At 62.8% G+C, this 17,514-nt stretch carries 17 protein-coding genes; 13 read left to right on the top strand and 4 right to left on the bottom strand.

The annotated features are described in order from the left end of the window. Window positions 1–370 precede the first annotated feature (370 nt). The 4 genes from GCN74_RS04995 to GCN74_RS04980 are packed head-to-tail and all read left to right on the top strand — an operon-like array spanning window position 371 to window position 5,248. Complete coding sequence (locus GCN74_RS04995) at window positions 371–2,371, top strand: methyl-accepting chemotaxis protein (RefSeq protein WP_226938870.1); 2,001 nt, start codon at window positions 371–373, stop codon at window positions 2,369–2,371. A gap of 3 nt (window positions 2,372–2,374) precedes the next feature. Beyond that, on the top strand, window positions 2,375–3,199 hold the full coding sequence (locus GCN74_RS04990; protein ID WP_152255615.1) for a CheR family methyltransferase: 825 nt from the start codon (window positions 2,375–2,377) through the stop codon (window positions 3,197–3,199). Then, window positions 3,196–3,735, top strand: coding sequence for a chemotaxis protein CheD (locus GCN74_RS04985; protein ID WP_152255614.1), 540 nt, complete (start codon window positions 3,196–3,198; stop codon window positions 3,733–3,735). The genes GCN74_RS04990 and GCN74_RS04985 overlap by 4 nt, the downstream gene beginning before the upstream one ends. Next, window positions 3,722–5,248 carry a chemotaxis protein CheW gene (locus tag GCN74_RS04980; RefSeq protein WP_226938869.1) on the top strand — a complete coding sequence of 509 codons (1,527 nt, stop codon included), beginning with the start codon at window positions 3,722–3,724 and terminating at the stop codon, window positions 5,246–5,248. The genes GCN74_RS04985 and GCN74_RS04980 overlap by 14 nt, the downstream gene beginning before the upstream one ends. 135 nt (window positions 5,249–5,383) lie before the next feature. Here GCN74_RS04980 and GCN74_RS04975 read toward each other — a convergent pair whose 3' ends face one another. Next, a complete protein-coding gene (locus GCN74_RS04975; RefSeq protein ID WP_319633447.1) occupies window positions 5,384–7,021 on the bottom strand; it encodes a 3-(methylthio)propionyl-CoA ligase in 1,638 nt (545 codons plus the stop codon). 298 nt (window positions 7,022–7,319) lie between these two features. Here GCN74_RS04975 and GCN74_RS04970 point away from each other — a divergent pair, with 298 nt between their 5' ends. The 7 genes from GCN74_RS04970 (at window position 7,320) to GCN74_RS04940 (ending at window position 12,865) form a co-directional block, all read left to right on the top strand. After that, on the top strand, window positions 7,320–8,762 hold the full coding sequence (locus tag GCN74_RS04970; RefSeq protein WP_152255677.1) for a protein adenylyltransferase SelO: 1,443 nt from the start codon (window positions 7,320–7,322) through the stop codon (window positions 8,760–8,762). Window positions 8,763–8,771: 9 nt separating this feature from the next. Then, a complete protein-coding gene (msrB, locus tag GCN74_RS04965; protein ID WP_070218372.1) occupies window positions 8,772–9,173 on the top strand; it encodes a peptide-methionine (R)-S-oxide reductase MsrB in 402 nt (133 codons plus the stop codon). An 87-nt stretch (window positions 9,174–9,260) separates the two neighbouring features. Beyond that, entirely contained in the window at window positions 9,261–9,890 is a 630-nt protein-coding gene (locus tag GCN74_RS04960) for a septation protein A (RefSeq protein WP_046682773.1), read from the top strand. After that, the gene (locus GCN74_RS04955; protein ID WP_413541525.1) at window positions 9,887–10,189 is read left to right on the top strand and encodes a BolA family protein; all 303 of its coding nucleotides are present in this window, start codon (window positions 9,887–9,889) and stop codon (window positions 10,187–10,189) included. The genes GCN74_RS04960 and GCN74_RS04955 overlap by 4 nt, the downstream gene beginning before the upstream one ends. Before the next feature lie 112 nt (window positions 10,190–10,301). Continuing rightward, the gene (locus GCN74_RS04950; RefSeq protein WP_152255612.1) at window positions 10,302–11,081 is read left to right on the top strand and encodes a peptidyl-prolyl cis-trans isomerase; all 780 of its coding nucleotides are present in this window, start codon (window positions 10,302–10,304) and stop codon (window positions 11,079–11,081) included. Between the two features lie 115 nt (window positions 11,082–11,196). Next, on the top strand, window positions 11,197–11,973 hold the full coding sequence (locus GCN74_RS04945) for a peptidylprolyl isomerase (RefSeq protein ID WP_034756072.1): 777 nt from the start codon (window positions 11,197–11,199) through the stop codon (window positions 11,971–11,973). Window positions 11,974–12,184: 211 nt separating this feature from the next. Then, the gene (locus tag GCN74_RS04940; RefSeq protein ID WP_226938867.1) at window positions 12,185–12,865 is read left to right on the top strand and encodes a DNA alkylation repair protein; all 681 of its coding nucleotides are present in this window, start codon (window positions 12,185–12,187) and stop codon (window positions 12,863–12,865) included. On the opposite strand, the gene GCN74_RS04935 is transcribed toward GCN74_RS04940, so the two are convergent. Then, window positions 12,828–13,502, bottom strand: coding sequence for a TetR/AcrR family transcriptional regulator (locus tag GCN74_RS04935; protein ID WP_152255610.1), 675 nt, complete (start codon window positions 13,500–13,502; stop codon window positions 12,828–12,830). The genes GCN74_RS04940 and GCN74_RS04935 overlap by 38 nt on opposite strands. Window positions 13,503–13,609: 107 nt before the next feature. Between GCN74_RS04935 and GCN74_RS04930 the strand changes: the two genes are divergently transcribed. Beyond that, complete coding sequence (locus GCN74_RS04930; RefSeq protein ID WP_193316971.1) at window positions 13,610–14,314, top strand: DAPG hydrolase family protein; 705 nt, start codon at window positions 13,610–13,612, stop codon at window positions 14,312–14,314. A 9-nt stretch (window positions 14,315–14,323) separates the two neighbouring features. On the opposite strand, the gene GCN74_RS04925 is transcribed toward GCN74_RS04930, so the two are convergent. Further along, the gene (locus GCN74_RS04925; protein WP_193316970.1) at window positions 14,324–15,217 is read right to left on the bottom strand and encodes a GNAT family N-acetyltransferase; all 894 of its coding nucleotides are present in this window, start codon (window positions 15,215–15,217) and stop codon (window positions 14,324–14,326) included. A 154-nt stretch (window positions 15,218–15,371) separates the two neighbouring features. On the opposite strand from GCN74_RS04925, the gene GCN74_RS04920 reads away from it, so the two are divergent. Further along, window positions 15,372–16,265, top strand: a complete 894-nt coding sequence (locus tag GCN74_RS04920) for a neutral zinc metallopeptidase (RefSeq protein WP_152255608.1) — start codon at window positions 15,372–15,374, stop codon at window positions 16,263–16,265. Window positions 16,266–16,343: 78 nt separating this feature from the next. On the opposite strand, the gene GCN74_RS04915 is transcribed toward GCN74_RS04920, so the two are convergent. Then, window positions 16,344–17,423: a TIGR03118 family protein gene (locus GCN74_RS04915; protein WP_152255607.1), complete on the bottom strand. Its 1,080-nt coding sequence runs from the start codon at window positions 17,421–17,423 to the stop codon at window positions 16,344–16,346. Window positions 17,424–17,514 lie beyond the last annotated feature (91 nt).

The raw sequence follows: 17,514 nt of genomic DNA, 5'->3' as shown, positions 1-17,514 counted from the left end.
TATTATGTGCGAAATGCTCTGCGCCATCGGGGGCGCGGGCCAATAACGACACTTTTTACATTATTTATTCATGCCCCTTGTTTTTCGCCAGGGGCTGGGGAATAATAAAATTATTGATTCAAATCAATACTCTGCAATTGATTTATTATCAGGGATCCGTGCCGCCGGCTATCGCCCGTTTATATCGCGCAGATTCTCACCGATTATCACGCGGATCATGTGCGGGGAATTATAGAAGCATTTTATATCGTCATTACCTGTCAGTATTAGCGCCACCCATTCCTCTTCCCACACTGAAGGAAATACTATGGACGCAGCCAGCCATGTCAGCCACTCCCAGGATCTGGACTTACAAGCGATAAATACTGCATTGAACCGTGTCCAGGCCGTGATCGAGTTCGAACTCGACGGCACCATCCTGCATGCGAATGACAATTTCCTGCGCGTCGTCGGCTATTCCCTTGCCGAGGTGCAAGGCAAGCACCACGCCATCTTCTGCGATCCCGAGTATGTGAAAACGGCCGAATACCGCGACTTCTGGGCCAAGCTGGGACGCGGCGAGTTCGACCAGGGCGAATACAAGCGCCGCGCCAAGGATGGGCGTGAAGTGTGGATCAACGCCTCCTACAACCCCATCCTCGACGCCGACGGCAAGCCGTATAAAGTGATCAAGTTTGCCACCGACATCACGGCCAGCAAACGCCGCAACGCCGATTACGAAGGCAAGATCGACGCCATCAGCAAGGCCCAGGCCGTGATCGAATTCCGGCTCGACGGCACCGTCATCCGCGCCAACGACAACTTCCTCAAGTCCGTCGGCTACACGCTGGCCGAGATCGAAGGCCAGCACCACCGCATGTTTTGCGAAGCGGACTACGCGCAGAGCGAGGAATACGCGCAATTCTGGCAAAAACTGGCCAAGGGCGAGTTCGACGCGGGCGAATACAAGCGCGTCACCAAGGACGGCCGCGAAATCTGGCTCAACGCCACCTACAATCCCATCTTCGACACGGAGGGCCGGCCGTTCAAGGTGGTCAAGTTCGCCAGCGACGTCACGGCCATGAAGAAGCGCAACGCCGAATACGAAGGCAAGGTCAGCGCCATCGGCAAGGCGCAGGCCGTGATCGAGTTCGACATGCAGGGCAATGTGCTCGATGCGAACGAGAATTTCCTTGCCGTCATGGACTACGACTTGAGCGATATCAAGGGCGAACACCACCGCATGTTCTGCGAGCCCGAATACGCCAGCAGTGCCGAGTACAAGAAATTCTGGCAAAAGCTCAACCGCGGCGAATTCGACGCGGGCCGCTACAAGCGCCTGGGCAACCATGGCAAGGTGGTGTGGATACAAGCCACCTACAACCCCATCCTGGACCTGAACGGCAAGCCCTATAAGGTGGTCAAGTTCGCCATCGACATCAGCGAACAGGTGAACCTGGAAAACAGCATCCAGGCCAAGGCCAGCAACGACAGCCGCAAGGTCAATGCCCTGCTCGAGTCGGTGGCGCGCGCGGCGCAAGGCGACCTGACCTGCAATATCGTGCCCGAGGGCGACGAGCCCATCGACCTGCTGGCGGGCGGCATCAGCAAGATGATCGTCGACTTGCGCGGCGTGATCGGCAACGTGGTGTCGGCGGCCAACGGCTTTGCCGACGCCTCGCATACGATCGCCGAGCGGGCCACGGGCGTGGCCGTGGGCACGCAGGCGCTGGGCGCCACGGTGGAGGAAATGAACGCCTCCATCGACGGCCTGACGTTTTCCATCAATTCCATCGCGGAAAACACTTCGAACGCCGACTACCTGGCGAAAGCCACGCAGCAGGAAGCGGAAGCGGGCGCGCGCGCCGTCGCCAAGTCGATCGAGGCGATGGACCTGATCAACCGCTCGTCGGAAGACATCGGCGAAATCGTCAAGGTCATCAGCGAGATCGCCAACCAGACGAATATGCTGGCGTTCAACGCGGCCATCGAGGCGGCGCGCGCGGGCGAGCACGGCCTGGGCTTTTCCGTCGTCGCCGACGAGGTGCGCAAGCTGGCCGAACGCTCGTCGCAGGCCACCAAGGAAATCTCCAAGCTGATCAACGAATCCGTCAAGCGCGTCTCCACGGGCAGCGAAATCTCGCGCCAGGCCAGCGACGCCTTCGACAAGATCGTCTCGGGCGTGGCGAAGACCACCCTGGCCATCTCGGATATCTCGAAGGCGGCCAACGAGCAGCTGCTGACGGCGCGCGAAGTGTCGACGGCGATCCAGTACATCGCCGAGGAAACGGAAAAGTCGGCCGCCAACTGCGACAGCATCGCCCGCTCGACGGATGGCCTGAACGAGCGCGCGGGCAGCCTGAACCAGACTGTCTCCGGCTTCGTGGTGTAGGCCATGAGCCACGCGGCCACCTTGACGCCCGAGGTGCTGATGACCCTGATCGCACTGGTGCGCCAGCATACGGGCATCGCCATGACGGCGCGCAAGAGCGTCTTGCTGGAACGGCGTTTGCAGCCACGCCTGCAGGCGCTGTCCCTGCCCAGCTACCAGGCTTACCTGGACCGGGTGGCCAGCGACCGCGACGAAGTGGCCCATTTCATCGACCTGGTGACCACCAACGACACCCTGTTCTTCCGCACGCCGTCCATCTGGGATTACTTCCGCGACCGCTACCTGCCCGCCTGGGCGCGCGCGCATCCGGGCGGCTGCCTGAGCATCTGGTCGGCCGCCGCCGCCAGCGGCGAGGAGCTGTATTCGATCGCCATGCTGTGCGAGCAGTTCAAGCTGCAGGCGCCGGCCTTCCGCTACCAGATCCTGGCCAGCGACATTTCGCAGCAGATCCTGGGCGCCGCCAGGGCCGGCCAGTACAGCGGCCGCTCCGTCGAACGCATCCGCCTGTCGCACCCGGACTTGCTGCGCAAGTACTTCACGCCCTCCCCGTATGGCGTCAAGGTCAACGAGGAACTGCGCCAGCACGTCAGCTTTGCGCAGCACAATCTGCTCGAAGCGCTGCGCCCGGCCCAGCGCTTCGACCTGGTCTTCCTGCGCAATGTACTCATCTATTTCGACGCCGAACACCAGGAAACCGTGCTGCGCCAGGCGCGCCTGAGCCTGAAGGACGAGGGCCGGCTGATCCTGGGCGAGTCGGAAACCATCGCCCGCCTGGGCACCGGCTACCAATTCGAGTTTCCCATGATTTATAAGGCGGGCGCGGCATGAGCATCGGCCTGCTCAATGAACACGGCGCCCCCTTGCACCACGTTGGCATGGGACAACTTAGCGTGGGCATGCACGGCGAACAGCTGCAGGCGCTGCTGGGCTCCTGCATCGGCATCGGCTTCATCTGGAAGAACGGCCCCTGCTGCGGCCTGGCCCACTGCCTGCTGCCGGAAGCGCCCGGCGCCGAGGCGGGCCTGGGCGCGCCTGGTGCGCGTTATGTGAGCCAGGCCGTGCCCTCGCTGCTGCGCCTGATGGGCGTGCGCCAGGCCGACTACGCCGATATCGAAGTGGTGCTGGCGGGCGGCGCCAGCATGTTTGGTCCCCGCAATGGCCGCCTGCAGGTGGGGCGGCAAAATGCGGCAGCGGCGCAGAAATACCTGGACCAGTGCGGCCTGCACGTGAGTTTTTGCGCGCTGGGCGGACGCCACGGGCGCCAGCTGCTGATCGATTGCGCCCACCACAGCTACGCCGTCACCGATGTGGTGGCGCAACCCGGATTGAATCCACGCAAGGAAGGCGCATATGGATATGCATGAAGCGACGGGCTTGCACAGCCAGGCCCAGGGCGACGCGGCCGCCGACCTGTTCGGCTCCTTCCAGCTGGGCGGCGATGAATTCGCCCTGCCCGCCGGCTGCATCCGCGAGGTGGTGAACTACCCCGCGAAAGTCACGGCCCTGCCCCTCTCGCCCGCATACCTGGAAGGCATGTTCACCTTGCGCGGCAGCGTCATTCCGGTGGTCAACCTGGGCCGCTTGTTCCGCGCCGATGCGCCGCGCGCCGTGGCCACGGACAAGATTGCCATCCTGGATTTTCAGCAAGTGCTGATCGGCATCGTGTTCCAGGACACGGGCGAGATCCTGCGCGTGCCCGCCAGCGCCCGCAGCGCGCTGCAGTATGGGGCCGGCGACGCGCACGCCGTCATCGCCGGCACGATCCTGCTCGACGGCGGCGCGCGCCTGCTGCAGATCCTCGACCCGCACGCGCTGCTGCGCATCGAGAACGTGCCGCACGTGCTGGCCCTGCAGGCGAGCGGCGCCAAGCTGAGCACGGCCCGCTACCATGCGCAGAGCGAGCGGCGCCAGTGCGTCAGCTTTCATGCGGCCGGCGCCACGTTTGCCTTCGAAATGCTGGCCATCCAGGAAATCATCAAGGTGCCGGAACTGCACAGCTCTCTGCTGAACAGCGAACTGTGCCTCGGACGCATGCATTTCCGCGGCAGCCAGGTGGCCGTCGTCGACTTCGGCGCCCTGCTGCAGGCCGCCGGCTCCGGCAAGGCGGCCACGCCCGAACAGCGCATCATCGTCGTGCGCCTGGAAGAGACGACGATCGGCTTTCTCGTCGATTCCGTCGACAGCATCGTGCATTTCTTTGGCGACGAAGTGCTGCCGATTCCCCTGCTGAGCAAGGCACGGGCCGCCATGTTCGCCGGCTGCATCACCAGGGAAGGCCTGGGCGACATCATTTTTCTGGACCACAAGGAAATCCTCTCGCAAGCCGAGATCGTCGAAATGCGCGACGGCCACGCGCGCCTGTATCCGGCCGACACGGAAACGGCCACCGCCGCCACGCGCAAGGCGCAGCGCCGCGTCTACATCACGTTTACGGTGGAAACCCAGTTCGCCGTGGAAATCGGGCAAGTGCGGGAAATCATCGACTTCAGCGGCGCCATCACCACGCCGCCGGGCATGCCGGCCTGCATGCGCGGCATGCTGAACCTGCGCCAGCAAATGATCAGCATCATCGATCTGCGCCAGTTGTATGCGATGCCGCCGCTGGCGGACACGGGCGCCGGCAAGATCCTCATCGTGGAACGGGGCGCCGAGCGCTACGGTTTCCTCGTCGACCATGTCGACAACATCATGACCATTTCCGACAGCCAGCGCTTTGCGGCGCCGCAAATCATCCGCACGGGCACGCATGACGACTTGCGCAGCGAAATGGATGAAATGATCGATATCGGCACGCAGGAGCAACGCCAGACCCTGTCCGTCTTCCAGTGCGATCATCTGCTGGAAAAGCTGGGCTCGGCGTTGCCGCAGGCGGCGTGACAAACAAGCATTAACCCAACGGCATCAAAATACCGGGGTCGGACCCTGAGGGTCCGACCCCGGCCCTTGCTGTCGCGTTCCCTGAAGCTCAGCCCCCGGGTCCTTGCCGCCGGCTGGATCAGGCCCGCTGATGCATCACAGCCCCGGCAGCTTGTGCCCCTTGAACTGCTCGCGCAGCTTGTTCTTCTGGATCTTGCCCGTCGCGCCCATGGGCAAGGCATCGATGAACAGCACGTCGTCGGGCGTCCACCACTTGGCGATCTTGCCTTCAAAGAACTGCAACAAGGCTTCGCGCGTGACCTCCATGCCGGGGCGCAGCACCACCACCAGCACGGGACGCTCGTCCCATTTCGGGTGGAATACGCCGATGCAGGCCGCCTGCAGCACGGCCGGGTGGGCCATGGCCAGGTTTTCCAGGTCGATGGTGCCGATCCACTCGCCGCCCGACTTGATCACGTCCTTGCTGCGGTCCGTGATCTGCATGTAGCCGTCCGCATCGATGGTGGCCACGTCGCCCGTGGGGAACCAGCCATCCTGCAGCACCTCGCCGCCCTCGTTCTTGTAATAGGAAGAGATGATCCACGGCCCCTTGACCAGCAGATGGCCGTAGGCCGCGCCATCCCACGGCAATTCCTTGCCGTCGTCATCGACGATCTTCATGTCCACGCCATAGATCGCATGGCCCTGCTTGTGCAGGATATCGCGCTGCGCCGCCTTGTCCATGGCCAGGTGCTTGGTCTGCAAGCCGCCCGTGGTGCCCAGCGGCGACATTTCCGTCATGCCCCAGCCATGGATGACTTCCACGTCGAACTTGTCGATCAGGGTATCCATCATGGCCGGCGGGCACGCGGCTCCGCCGATCACCGTGCGGCGGAAGGTGGAAAATTTCAGATCATTCTGCAAGGCGTAGTTCAGCAGACCCAGCCAGACCGTGGGCACGCCGGCCGAGAACGTCACTTTTTCCGATTCGAACAGCTCGTACAGCGACTTGCCGTCCAGCGCCGCGCCGGGAAACACCATGCGCGCACCCGACAGCAGCACGGAATACGGCAAGCCCCAGGCATTCACGTGGAACATGGGCACGACGGGCAGGACCGTGTCGGTGGCGCGCACGTTGAGGGCGCTGGGCATGGCCGACGCATACGCGTGCAGCACGGTCGAGCGGTGCGAATACAGGGCGCCCTTGGGGTTGCCCGTCGTGCCCGAGGTGTAGCACAGGGCGGCGGCCGAGTTTTCATCGAACAGGGGCCACGTGTAGTCGTCCGAATGCGTGTCGATCAAGTCTTCATAGCACAGCAGGTCGGGGATGCTGCTGTTGGCGGGCATGCGGTCGCGGTCGCACATCAGCACGAAATGGCGGACAAAGGTGCAGTCGGCGGCGATCTTTTCCACCACGGGCAGGAAGGTCAGGTCGAACAGCAGCACCTGATCTTCCGCATGGTTCGAGATGTAGGCTATCTGTTCGGGAAACAGGCGCGGATTGATGGTGTGCAGCACGGCGCCCGAGCCGGACACGGCATAGTACGCTTCCAGGTGGCGATAGCCGTTCCAGGCCAGCGTGGCGACCCGGTCGCCCATGCCCACGCCCAGCCCGTGCAAGGCATTCGCCAGGCGCCGCGTGCGCTGGTGGCAATCGCGGTAGGTATAGCGGTGCACATCGCCTTCCACGCGCCGCGAGACGATTTCCCCGCTGCCATAATGACGCGCTGCAAACTCGATAATGCTGGAAATCAGCAGGGGCTGGTTCATCATCTGGCCCATCACTGGGCTCATGGGAAATGCCATCGTGTCTCCTGGTAGTGGATGCTGGATTTTATTGCTGGAATTTAAAGATTTTTCCTAGTTTCGTACGGTCGTGCGGAAATCGTCAACGCATTTCGATATTGCAATGCAGCATGGAATTTTCGATTCCGTTTTTCCTCGCGTTCACGCCCGCCGCGGCAGGCCGAAAGACGCCCGGCGCACGCCCTGGCGCTGTGCGGTAAAATCGTATTTTGGCTGGCGCTTGTCTTCCCTTTCCTGCCGGCACCTCTTATTGAATGGAATTGCCATCACCGCCCTTACCTTACCACTGGATAATGCCTTTGCGGCCCTGCCGCCCGCGTTCTATACGCGTTTGATGCCCACGCCCCTGCCCGCCCCGTATTTCGTGGCTGCCAGCGGGCCGGCCGCACGCCTGGTCGGCCTCGATGCCGCGCGCCTGGCCGAGCCGGATTACGTCGCGCTGCTGAGCGGCAATACGGTTGCCGAGCGCTCGATACCGCTGTCGGCCGTGTATTCGGGCCACCAGTTCGGCGTCTGGGCCGGCCAGCTGGGCGACGGCCGCGCCATCTTGCTGGGCGACATCGCCACCGACGATGGCCCGATGGAACTGCAGCTGAAAGGCGCGGGCGCCACGCCGTATTCGCGCATGGGCGACGGGCGCGCCGTGCTGCGCTCGTCCATCCGCGAATTCCTGTGCTCGGAAGCCATGGCGGCGCTGGGCATTCCCACGTCGCGCGCGCTGGCCATCATGGGTTCGCAGCAAGGCATCATGCGCGAAACGGTGGAAACGGCGGCCGTCGTGACGCGCATGGCGCCCTCCTTCGTGCGCTTCGGCTCGTTCGAACACTGGTTTTACCGCAAGAAGCCGGACGAGCTGAAAATCCTTGCCGATTACGTCATCGACGGCTTTTATCCCCATTTGCGCGCTGCGGCAAATCCATATCAGGCCTTGCTGGCCGAAGTGTGCGTGCGCACGGCGCACATGATTGCGCACTGGCAAGCCGTGGGCTTCATGCATGGCGTGATGAACACGGACAATATGTCCATCCTGGGCCTGACCATCGATTACGGCCCGTTCGGCTTCATGGAAGCGTTTGACGCCGAACACATCTGCAACCACACGGACCAGCAGGGCCGCTATTCCTATGCCAACCAGCCGCAGGTAGGCCACTGGAACTGCTATGCGCTGGGCCAGGCGCTGCTGCCGCTGATCGGCGAAGTGGAGCAGGCGCAGGCAGCGCTGGACACCTACCAGGGCGCCTTTGCGGACAAGATGAATGCCTTGCTGCGCGCCAAGCTGGGCTTGCGCACGGCGCAAGACGACGATACGGCCCTGTTCGACAGCATGTTTGCGCTGATGCAAGCCAATCACGTGGATTTCACCAACTTTTTCCGCGCGCTGGCGACCTTGCAGGTGGCCGCCCCCGAACGCGACACGATGCTGCGCGACATGTTCATCGACCGCCCCGCATTCGATGCGTGGGCCGCCGCCTACCGCGCGCGCCTGCTGCAGGAACACAGCATCGATGCCGAGCGCAGCGCCGCCATGAACCTGGTCAACCCGAAATACGTGCTGCGCAACTACCTGGCCCAAGTGTCCATCGAAAAAGCCCAGCAGCAGGACTATACGGAAGTGGCGAAACTGCTGGAAATATTGCAAAAGCCATTTGACGAACAGCCCGAACACCAGCACTATGCGGCCCTGCCGCCCGACTGGGCCAGCCAGCTTGAAGTCAGCTGCTCATCCTAAGGAGTCATTATGACCACGAATAAAGTCAAGAAAACGGACGCCGAATGGCGCGCCATGCTCGATTCCATGCAATACGAAGTGACGCGCCACGCGGCCACGGAACGGGCCTTCACGGGCAAGTTCTGGGACCACCACGAACACGGCATCTACACCTGCGTCTGCTGCAACACGCCCTTGTTCGCGTCGGACACGAAGTTCGATTCCGGCTGCGGCTGGCCCAGCTATTTCCAGGCGCTGGACCCGGCCAACGTGACGGAAATCGTCGACCGCAGCCACGGCATGGTGCGCACGGAAATTGTCTGCGCCGTCTGCGACGCCCACCTGGGCCACGTGTTCCCGGACGGTCCGCCGCCCACCGGCTTACGCTATTGCATCAATTCTGCCTCCCTGCGCTTCGATCCGCAGCCTTGATGGCACGGGAATGACGCATGGGAGCAGCGATGTTGCTCCTAAGTCATTCCTAAGATGTTTACACCACGCTCATAGTAAAGTCTCGCCATGAAATTTCTATTCGACCTATTCCCCCTGATCGCCTTCTTCGCCGCCTTCAAGCTGGGCGGCATGTATGAAGCGGCCACGCATGATTTCGTGCAGCAATACCTGTCCGGCTTCGTGTCTGGCGGCCTGATCAAGGCCGACCAGGCCCCGTGGATACTCGCCACCCTGGTCGGCATCGTCGCCACGGCTTGCCAGGTCAGCTATCTGCTGCTGCGCGGCCGCAAGGTCGACGGCATGCTGTGGCTGTCGCTGTTCATCTTTGTCGTCTTCGGCGGCGCCAGCATTTACCTGCATGACGATTTCTTCCTGAAATGGAAACCGACCCTGATCTATTGGCTGTCCGGCCTGGCCCTCCTGATCGCCCACGTGGGCTTCAAGAAAAACCTGATCCGCAAGACCATGGAAGCGCAGGTGCAATTGCCCGACGCCGTATGGAACCAGTTGCTGGCCGCATGGATCATCTTCTTCGGCGCCATCGGCGCCCTGAACCTGTTCGTGGCCTTCGTGCTGTACAAGGGCGACATGGCTGCCTGGGTCAGCTTCAAGGCGTTTGGCGCGACGGGCATTTTCTTTGCCTTCATCGTGGCGCAAACCCTGTTCCTGGCCAAACACATCAAGGAAGACGCATGATGAATACCCTAACCGAAAATACTTCGCCGGAAACGCGCATGCAGCGCATCCGCACCCGCCTGGAAACGGCACTTTCCCCTCTGGAATGCGTGCTGGAAGACGACTCGGCGCGCCACCGGGGCCATGCGGGCGCCGCCTCGGGCGGTGGCCATTACAATCTGCGCATTATTTCTAGTCAATTTGAGGGGCTCAGGCTCGTCATGCGCCATCGACTGGTGTATGATTCCGTGCACGATATGATGCATAATGAGATACATGCATTGGCGATTGTGGCCTTGGCGCCGTCCGAAGCAGTGTAAGGATGGCGTTTTGGCGTACCGGGGCGACTTGGTACGCCGCTGGCCGCAAACGCCATGCACGCGTTTTCTGTCCATGCGTTTTTTACGAAACTTTCCCTAACAGGATTTAATAATGACTTTTAAGCCAGCCCGCTTGCTGATCGCACTACTCGCCGTTGTCGCGGTACCTGTTTTTGCGCAAAATGTTGCCGTTGTGAATGGCAAGCCTATCCCATCGTCGCGCGTTGATGCAGTCGTCAAGCAAGTCGTCGCCCAAGGCCAGCAAGCGGATTCGCCGCAGTTGCGCGAAATGATCAAGAAGGACTTGATCGGCCGTGAAGTGCTGATGCAAGAAGCGGAAAACAAAGGTTTCGGTAAAGATGCAGCTGTGAAACAGCAAATCGAGAACGCACGCCAGGCCATCGTCATCAACGCCCTGGTCGGCGACTACCTGAAAAAGAATCCCGTCAACGACGCTGAAATCAAGGCGGAATACGACCGCTTCGTGGCCCAGACGGGCGACAAGGAATACCACGTACGCCACATCCTGGTGGGCACCGAAGCCGAAGCGAAAGACATCATCGCCAAGCTGAAAGGCGGCGCCAAGTTCGAAGACCTGGCCAAGCAATCGAAAGATGCCGGTTCGGCCGACAACGGTGGCGACCTGGACTGGGCAGCCCCATCGTCGTTCCCGAAAGTCTTCTCCGACGCCTTCGTGAAACTGCAAAAAGGCCAGGTCACCGAGACCCCGGTGCAAACGCCTAACGGTTTCCACGTGATCAAGCTGGACGACACCCGCGCGGCAAAACTGCCGACCCTGGAAGAAGTCAAGCCACAGATCGCCGAAGCGCTGCAGCAAAAGAAACTGCAAGCGTATCAGGAAGAAATGATCAAAAAAGCGAAAGTTCAATAAGAACTGACCTCCCCGGCGCCCTTTTCGGCGCCGGTCGTGTATTCTGCGCCTGAATGCGAACTGCAAGGCAGCCGCGTTCTCCGTACCGGTTTTTGTATATTTATTAGGAATGAACATGATTTTGAAGCCAGCCCGCCTGATCTTAGCCCTGGTCGCCGTTGTCGCGATCCCTGCGTTCGCGCAAAACGTGGCCACCGTGAATGGCAAGGCCATCCCATCGTCGCGCGTTGACCAGGTCGTCAAGCAAGTCGTCGCCCAAGGCAAGCAAGCTGATTCGCCGCAATTGCGCGAAGCCATCAAGAAAGACCTGATCGGCCGCGAAGTGCTGATCCAGGAAGCCGACAAGCAAGGCTACGGCACCCGTCCGGAAGTCAAATCGCAGATCGACAATGCCCGTCAAAGCATCATCATCAACGCCCTGCTGGCCGACTACGTGAAGAAGAACCCCGTCAAGGACGCTGAAATCAAGGCCGAATACGACAAGTTCAAGGCGCAGGCGGGCGACAAGGAATACCACGCACGCCACATCCTGGTGGCCACCGAAGCGGAAGCGAAAGACATCATCGCCAAGCTGAAAGGCGGCGCCAAGTTCGAAGAACTGGCAAAAGTATCGAAAGACGGTTCCGCTGCCAATGGCGGCGACCTGGACTGGGCTAGCCCGGCGTCGTACGTGAAGCCATTCTCCGACGCCATGGTGGCCCTGAAACCAGGCCAGGTCACGCAAACGCCCGTGCAATCGCAATTCGGCTTCCACGTGATCAAACTGGAAGAAACCCGTCCGACGAAGCTGCCGGCGCTGGAAGAAGTCAAGGGCCAGGTAGCCGAGTCGCTGCAGCAGAAGAAACTCGCCGCCTACCGCGATGAACTGATGAAAAAAGCCAAAATCCAGTAAAAACGCCTGATATAAGCTACTGCACGTCGCGCTTTGCGGCCTGCGATGCTCACCGCCTCGGCGGCCCCGTACTTTCGTACGGTTGCGCGTCTCGGCCACAAATCGCTGCCGCTCGCTACGCTTCTATCAGCCGTTTGGATGGCTGGACAAGAGCGCTCTTCGGGGCGCTTTTTTTACGTCTGAAACTTAACGGGATGCGATGGACCAATCGATGGACTTTCATGCAGCACTGAAGGCCGCGCTGGAAGCGGCTGCCGAGCCGGGCCGTGCGGCGCCCATGCAGGCCTATATGCGCGACCAGTTCGTTTTCCTGGGCGTGACCGCGCCGCGGCGGCGGATGGCCGCCAGGGCCCTGCTGGCGGGCCTGAAGGGCATCGATGCGGGGGCGCTGCTGGCACATGCGCAGCTGCTGTGGCAGCAGCCGGAGCGCGAATACCAGCACGTGGCGCTCGACATGCTGGCCCTGCACCGGCGACAGTTGACGACGGAACACATTCCCGCGCTGCTGGCTCTGGCGCGCCAGCGCGCGTGGTGGGACAGCGTCGACGGCATGGCGGGCATCGTCGGCGACGTGCTGCAGGCGGAGTTGCGGCGCGGCGGCGACGGCCATGCGCACATGGATGCGGCCCTGCGCCACGACGACTTCTGGCTGCGCCGCATCGCCATGCTGCACCAGCTGGGCTGGCGCGGCGACACGGATGCGGCCTGGCTATTCGGCGCGGCGCTGGCGCTGGCCCACGAAGACGCGTTTTTCATCCGCAAGGCCATCGGCTGGGCCTTGCGCGACTACGCACGCCACGCGCCCGAGGCCGTGACGGCGTTTGCCGACCTACACCGCCAGCAACTGTCTCCCCTCACCCGCCGCGAGGCGCTGAAGCACCAGCCGCGCTGAACGCCGAACCGCCCAGCAGGCGCAGCGCGGCATCGATGCGGGGCCCGGCATCCCAGGCCGGCACGGGCGCCAGCAAACCCAGCGCCATCTGCCGCAGCGGTTCGGCTATCACCATGGCCAGCAGCAAGCCGGCCAGCTCAGGCGCATTGCCGGCCGTCACGTGGCCGCGCGCGGCCTGGCGTCCCAGCCACTCGGCCAGCAAGGCCGTGCCCCGCTCGATGCCGTTGCGCTGGTACACGGCCAGCAAGTCCGCGCGCGCGGGAAACTCCGTGCACAGCAGGCGGAACAGCCCCACGGCATCGGCCGTCAACACGCGCGCCGCCATCGCCTGCAGGATCTCCTTCAGCAAGGGCAGCACCTCGCCGGGCGCGGCCGCGTCGTGCGCCATGGCCGGCAGGAAGCCATCCGTCCAGCCCCGCACCACGAGGGCGACGAGTTCCTCGCGGTTGGCCGCATAGTGATACAGCGACTTCTTTGCCATGCCCGCGTGGCGTGCCACCGCTTCCATGGTGGTGGCCGCATAGCCTTCGTGCAGCAGCAGCCACGTGGCCGCCTGCACGGCCGCCTCGCGCGCTTCCTCGGGCGGCCGCGCCGGGCGGCCCCGTCCACGCACGGCCTTGCTCTCTTCTTGCTGCATGCCAGCTCCCATCTTGATCGATGGGCAATTTTACACTGAAACATATTTTGGAAACGTTAAACGTTTCTTTAATATATAATTGTCTCACCCTAACAAAGGAGAACGACATGACGAGCTACACGCATATTCAATTCCCATGGAGCATCACCGGCACGGGCGACTTGCTCGACCCGTTTCCCTTGCACCTGGAAACGGGCATCACGCGCCTGCCCGACGGCTGCCTGCTGGTGGCGGCCCGCACGGAACTGCACGGCTGCAGCGGGCGCATGCTGGACTGGTGGTTTACGTTTTTCGAGACGACGCAGCACATCAAATGGTGGCATCCGCATGACCACGTGGCGCACCATGGCTGGAACAGCGCGTGGAAAAAAGGAGAGAGTTACTACGGCGCCTCGATCGAGGCGGTGGAATCGCTGGGCGACATTCCACCCGTGAAGGCCAAGCTGAAGTTCCACGATCCGAAACACGTGTTCGATCCCGCGCAACTGCAGCTGGCCAGGGACAGCGGCGCCCTGTCGGCGGCCGTCTGCGCCCGCATCGGCTTTGGCGACCATGTGGTGCTCGACCCGCATGGCGACCCGCTCGATGGCGAAATGCTGCACCTGGCGCGCGACACGCCCACGGGCTGCGTGCTGCGCAGCCGCTTCCTGCTGGGCCGCAACAGCCTGAACCCCGTGCGCGACGTGCCCGACGTGCTGGGCCTGAACCTGCTGCGCCATTGCTACAGCGAATTTACCTATCTGTCGCGCTTCTTGCCGTCGCTGTACTACGGCGAACATGGCAACGGCGAAAAGGCGCCGTTGCCCTGGTAAGGCAGGTCCTTACAGCCGCTTGTGCATGCGCGCCAGCGGCAGTTTGATGTCATCAGGCAAGTCCAGATGAAACTCTTCGATCACGGCAAAGCCGCAGGCCAGGTATAGCGGCACGCCGGGCAAGGTGGCGGCCAGTTCCAGCACGCCGAAACCGGCGGCCTGCGCCTGGCGCTCGCAATGGCGCATCAGCATGCTGCCCAATCCCTGGCGGGCGGCCGCCGGTTCGACAAAGAAGGCGCGGATGCGCCCCGGCTGGCTGGCCGGATCGAGCAGCGGGTCCGGCCCGCTCTTGGCCCGGTCGGCGCCATACAGGGTGGCGCGCCGGCTCCAGCCGCCGCAGGCCAGCATGGCATCATCGCGCTCGATCACGAAATACGTCTGGTCGGCAACGAGCTGCGTATCGACGCCAAACACGTGGCGCGTGACGGCCTGGGCCTGCTCCTGCGTATAAAACCCTGCGCTCAGTTCCACGCCGGAACGGGCGATCAGCGCATTCATGCCCGGCACATCGGCCGGCAGCGCCACGCGCAAGCGCGTCAGCGGACCAAAGCTGAACCAGGCGCGCGCGATGCGCCCCTGCACCACTTCATATGTCGCTACCAGCTCCTGCGCGGAAACACCGTCCGGCGTGTCGCCATGGACGATTTCATGGTCGATCACCAGCTTGCCGCAGGCGATGCGATTGAGCAACTGCGCCCGTGGCCGGCTGGCGGCGAAACGGGCCGTGAAACGGGGACCGATTTGCGCGCCGCCCGTGGCCAGCAAGGTATCGGGGTGCTCGAATTGCTGCGCGTCATCAGCATAGATGGCCAGCAAGGCGGCAACATCGTGGGCGTTGTAGGCGTCCAGTTGGGCCTGGACCACCGCCGTGGGCGAAATGCGTGTATCGTTGCCAAGTGCCATGCGTGTACCTGTTGTGGAGTGGGTGGAAAGTTGCAAAGGGTAACATTGTCGCCCCTGTCGCGGCGCGGTTTGCTGCGATAATAACAAGATTCGTCGCAAGAGGCATCTTGAGGCGTCAACAATCAATCGCACAATCGCAGCAGGAGTAAATATCATGAAATGGGAAGGCAATCGCGAAAGCGACAACGTGGAAGACCGCCGTGGCGAAGATGGCGGCGGAGGCGGCGGTGGGGGCGGCTTCGGCTTTGGCGGGCGCTCGGTCGGCATCGGCACCATCGTCATCGCCCTCGTCGGCTCGTATGTGCTGGGCGTCAATCCCTTGACCTTGCTCAACATGCTCAGCGGCGGTGGCGGCCAGATCAGCACCCAGCAAAGCCAGTCGCCCGCGCGCCAGCCGCCCGAATCGGACGAGATGGCCCGCTTCGTGAAAACGGTGCTGGCCGATACGGAAGACACGTGGGGCGCCCTGTTCAAGGCGGAAGGCGGCAGCTATGTGAAACCCAAGCTGGTCCTGTACTCGGGCAGCACGCCGACGGCTTGCGGCACGGGCCAGAGCGCAAGCGGCCCCTTCTATTGCCCCGGCGACCAGAAAGTCTACCTGGACCTCGATTTCTTCAAGCTGATGCAACAGCGCTTCAAGGTCTCGGGCGAATTTGCCGAAGCGTATGTGATCGCCCATGAAGTGGGCCACCACGTGCAAAATCTGATGGGCTTGTCCGAAAAGGTCGACAATGCACGCCGCTCGCAATCGGAGCGCCAGGCCAACGCCATGTCCGTGCGCCTGGAATTGCAAGCGGACTGCTTTGCCGGCGTGTGGGCGTATCACGCCAATGCCGACCGCAAGATCCTGGAACAGGGCGACGTGGAAACAGCCCTCAAGGCGGCCACGGCCATCGGTGACGATGCGCTGCAGCGCCAGTCGCAAGGCCATGTCGTGCCGGACTCGTTTACACACGGCACCTCGGAGCAGCGCGTGCGCTGGTTCAGCAAGGGTATCGAGAGCGGCCAGATTTCCCAGTGCAACACGTTTGAAGCGCGCCAGCTGTAACGGCGTGTAGCGACGGCGCACCGTTCCCTGCAGCAGGCCAGCCTGCCGCAGGGTCACCTGGCTGGCGGCGAGCGCCGCCTATTTCAGGTCGATGCGCCCATATTGCCCGTGCGTCTCGTCATTGGGGCCCGCCGCATAAAACAGGGTATTGACGGGCTGGCTGTTGAGCCCATTGCCAAAGGCAATGCCCCACAAGCCGTCGATCACCAGCGGCGTGCCGTCCACCTTGCGCAGCGCTCCCCACGCCTCGCCCGTGGCGGGGTCATAGGCATTGATCCTGCCATCACCAAAATTCCCTATCAATAACATATCGCTGGCAGTGCCGAAACCGGCTGGCGCCAGCGCCATGCCCCACGGCGCATTCAAGGCCCCGCCGCTCACCAGCCGCTTGATCAGCTTGCCGCCTGTGTCGTACACATTGACGATACCCAGGCCCGCGCCAGCCTGTTCATCGTCGCCGCTGGCCTGCCGCATGGCATACGCGACATAGATGCGCTCGCCGATGGCCTGGATGCCGAACGGCGCATAGCCGGCCGGCAAGCCGGGATCGCTGAACGCGCCAGACCAGCTGACCCTGGCGAAACTGGCATCGAAGACGTCGACGCGCTGGTTGTGGAAATCGGCCGCATACAGGTAGTTGGCGCCCGCATAGGCGGCAATCGCCAGGCCCTTGTAGACGCTGCCGGCCCCGCTGCCATCGTACACGACCACGGCGGTCGTCGGGCTGAGCGTGGGCGACCACGCCGCAACGCTGCCGCTCTCGCTGGCGAAAATGAAGGGACTGGCCGCCGTCACGCCGTTCTGGCTCAGCTTGAAGTCTTGCGTGCCGTTGAATACGATGCCCGTCGGCCCCGCCGGCGTGCTGACCACCAGCGCCTGGGGCACGCCGTTGCCGTCGTACAAGGCGGACTTCGCCGTGCCGTTCGCGGCCACCCAGACGACGCCGCGGGGATTGAAAGCCAGGCCCCAGGCGTTGACGAGGTTGGCGTCCGTGTGCGCGGCGGGAACGGCGGCCGTATCGGACACGAGGCTGGTCGCCGCATACGTGCTCAGCACGGGTGGCTTGTGGTGATGATGGCCGCCGCAGGCAAACAGCACGGCGGCCAGCACCGCGGCGAGACAGGCGTACACGATCTGCCTGCTGGTATGCGTTCTCATGGCGTTCCCCTTCCGCGTGGTGGGCAGCGTTGCACTGCCTGTCATCAGGGTATAACCGGGCCTAACCGGACGCTTGAGGCGCGTCAAACGG

The sequence above is a fragment of the Janthinobacterium sp. FT14W genome (assembly GCF_009208755.1).
GTDB classification, from domain to species: domain Bacteria; phylum Pseudomonadota; class Gammaproteobacteria; order Burkholderiales; family Burkholderiaceae_D; genus Janthinobacterium; species Janthinobacterium violaceinigrum.
This window is presented reverse-complemented; position numbering and strand designations above follow the sequence as displayed.

Bases quoted from the DNA above. Each gene is read 5' to 3' on its own strand.
- GCN74_RS04950 (WP_152255612.1), top strand. From the start codon at position 10,302: ATGACTTTTAAGCCAGCCCGCTTGCTGATCGCACTACTCGCCGTTGTC.
- GCN74_RS04935 (WP_152255610.1), bottom strand. From the start codon at position 13,502: ATGCAGCAAGAAGAGAGCAAGGCCGTGCGTGGACGGGGCCGCCCGGCG.
- GCN74_RS04930 (WP_193316971.1), top strand. From the start codon at position 13,610: ATGACGAGCTACACGCATATTCAATTCCCATGGAGCATCACCGGCACG.
- GCN74_RS04980 (WP_226938869.1), top strand. From the start codon at position 3,722: ATGGATATGCATGAAGCGACGGGCTTGCACAGCCAGGCCCAGGGCGAC.
- GCN74_RS04955 (WP_413541525.1), top strand. From the start codon at position 9,887: ATGATGAATACCCTAACCGAAAATACTTCGCCGGAAACGCGCATGCAG.
- GCN74_RS04960 (WP_046682773.1), top strand. From the start codon at position 9,261: ATGAAATTTCTATTCGACCTATTCCCCCTGATCGCCTTCTTCGCCGCC.
- msrB (WP_070218372.1), top strand. From the start codon at position 8,772: ATGACCACGAATAAAGTCAAGAAAACGGACGCCGAATGGCGCGCCATG.
- GCN74_RS04920 (WP_152255608.1), top strand. From the start codon at position 15,372: ATGAAATGGGAAGGCAATCGCGAAAGCGACAACGTGGAAGACCGCCGT.
- GCN74_RS04945 (WP_034756072.1), top strand. From the start codon at position 11,197: ATGATTTTGAAGCCAGCCCGCCTGATCTTAGCCCTGGTCGCCGTTGTC.
- GCN74_RS04985 (WP_152255614.1), top strand. From the start codon at position 3,196: ATGAGCATCGGCCTGCTCAATGAACACGGCGCCCCCTTGCACCACGTT.
- GCN74_RS04915 (WP_152255607.1), bottom strand. From the start codon at position 17,423: ATGAGAACGCATACCAGCAGGCAGATCGTGTACGCCTGTCTCGCCGCG.
- GCN74_RS04940 (WP_226938867.1), top strand. From the start codon at position 12,185: ATGGACTTTCATGCAGCACTGAAGGCCGCGCTGGAAGCGGCTGCCGAG.
- GCN74_RS04925 (WP_193316970.1), bottom strand. From the start codon at position 15,217: ATGGCACTTGGCAACGATACACGCATTTCGCCCACGGCGGTGGTCCAG.
- GCN74_RS04990 (WP_152255615.1), top strand. From the start codon at position 2,375: ATGAGCCACGCGGCCACCTTGACGCCCGAGGTGCTGATGACCCTGATC.
- GCN74_RS04975 (WP_319633447.1), bottom strand. From the start codon at position 7,021: ATGAGCCCAGTGATGGGCCAGATGATGAACCAGCCCCTGCTGATTTCC.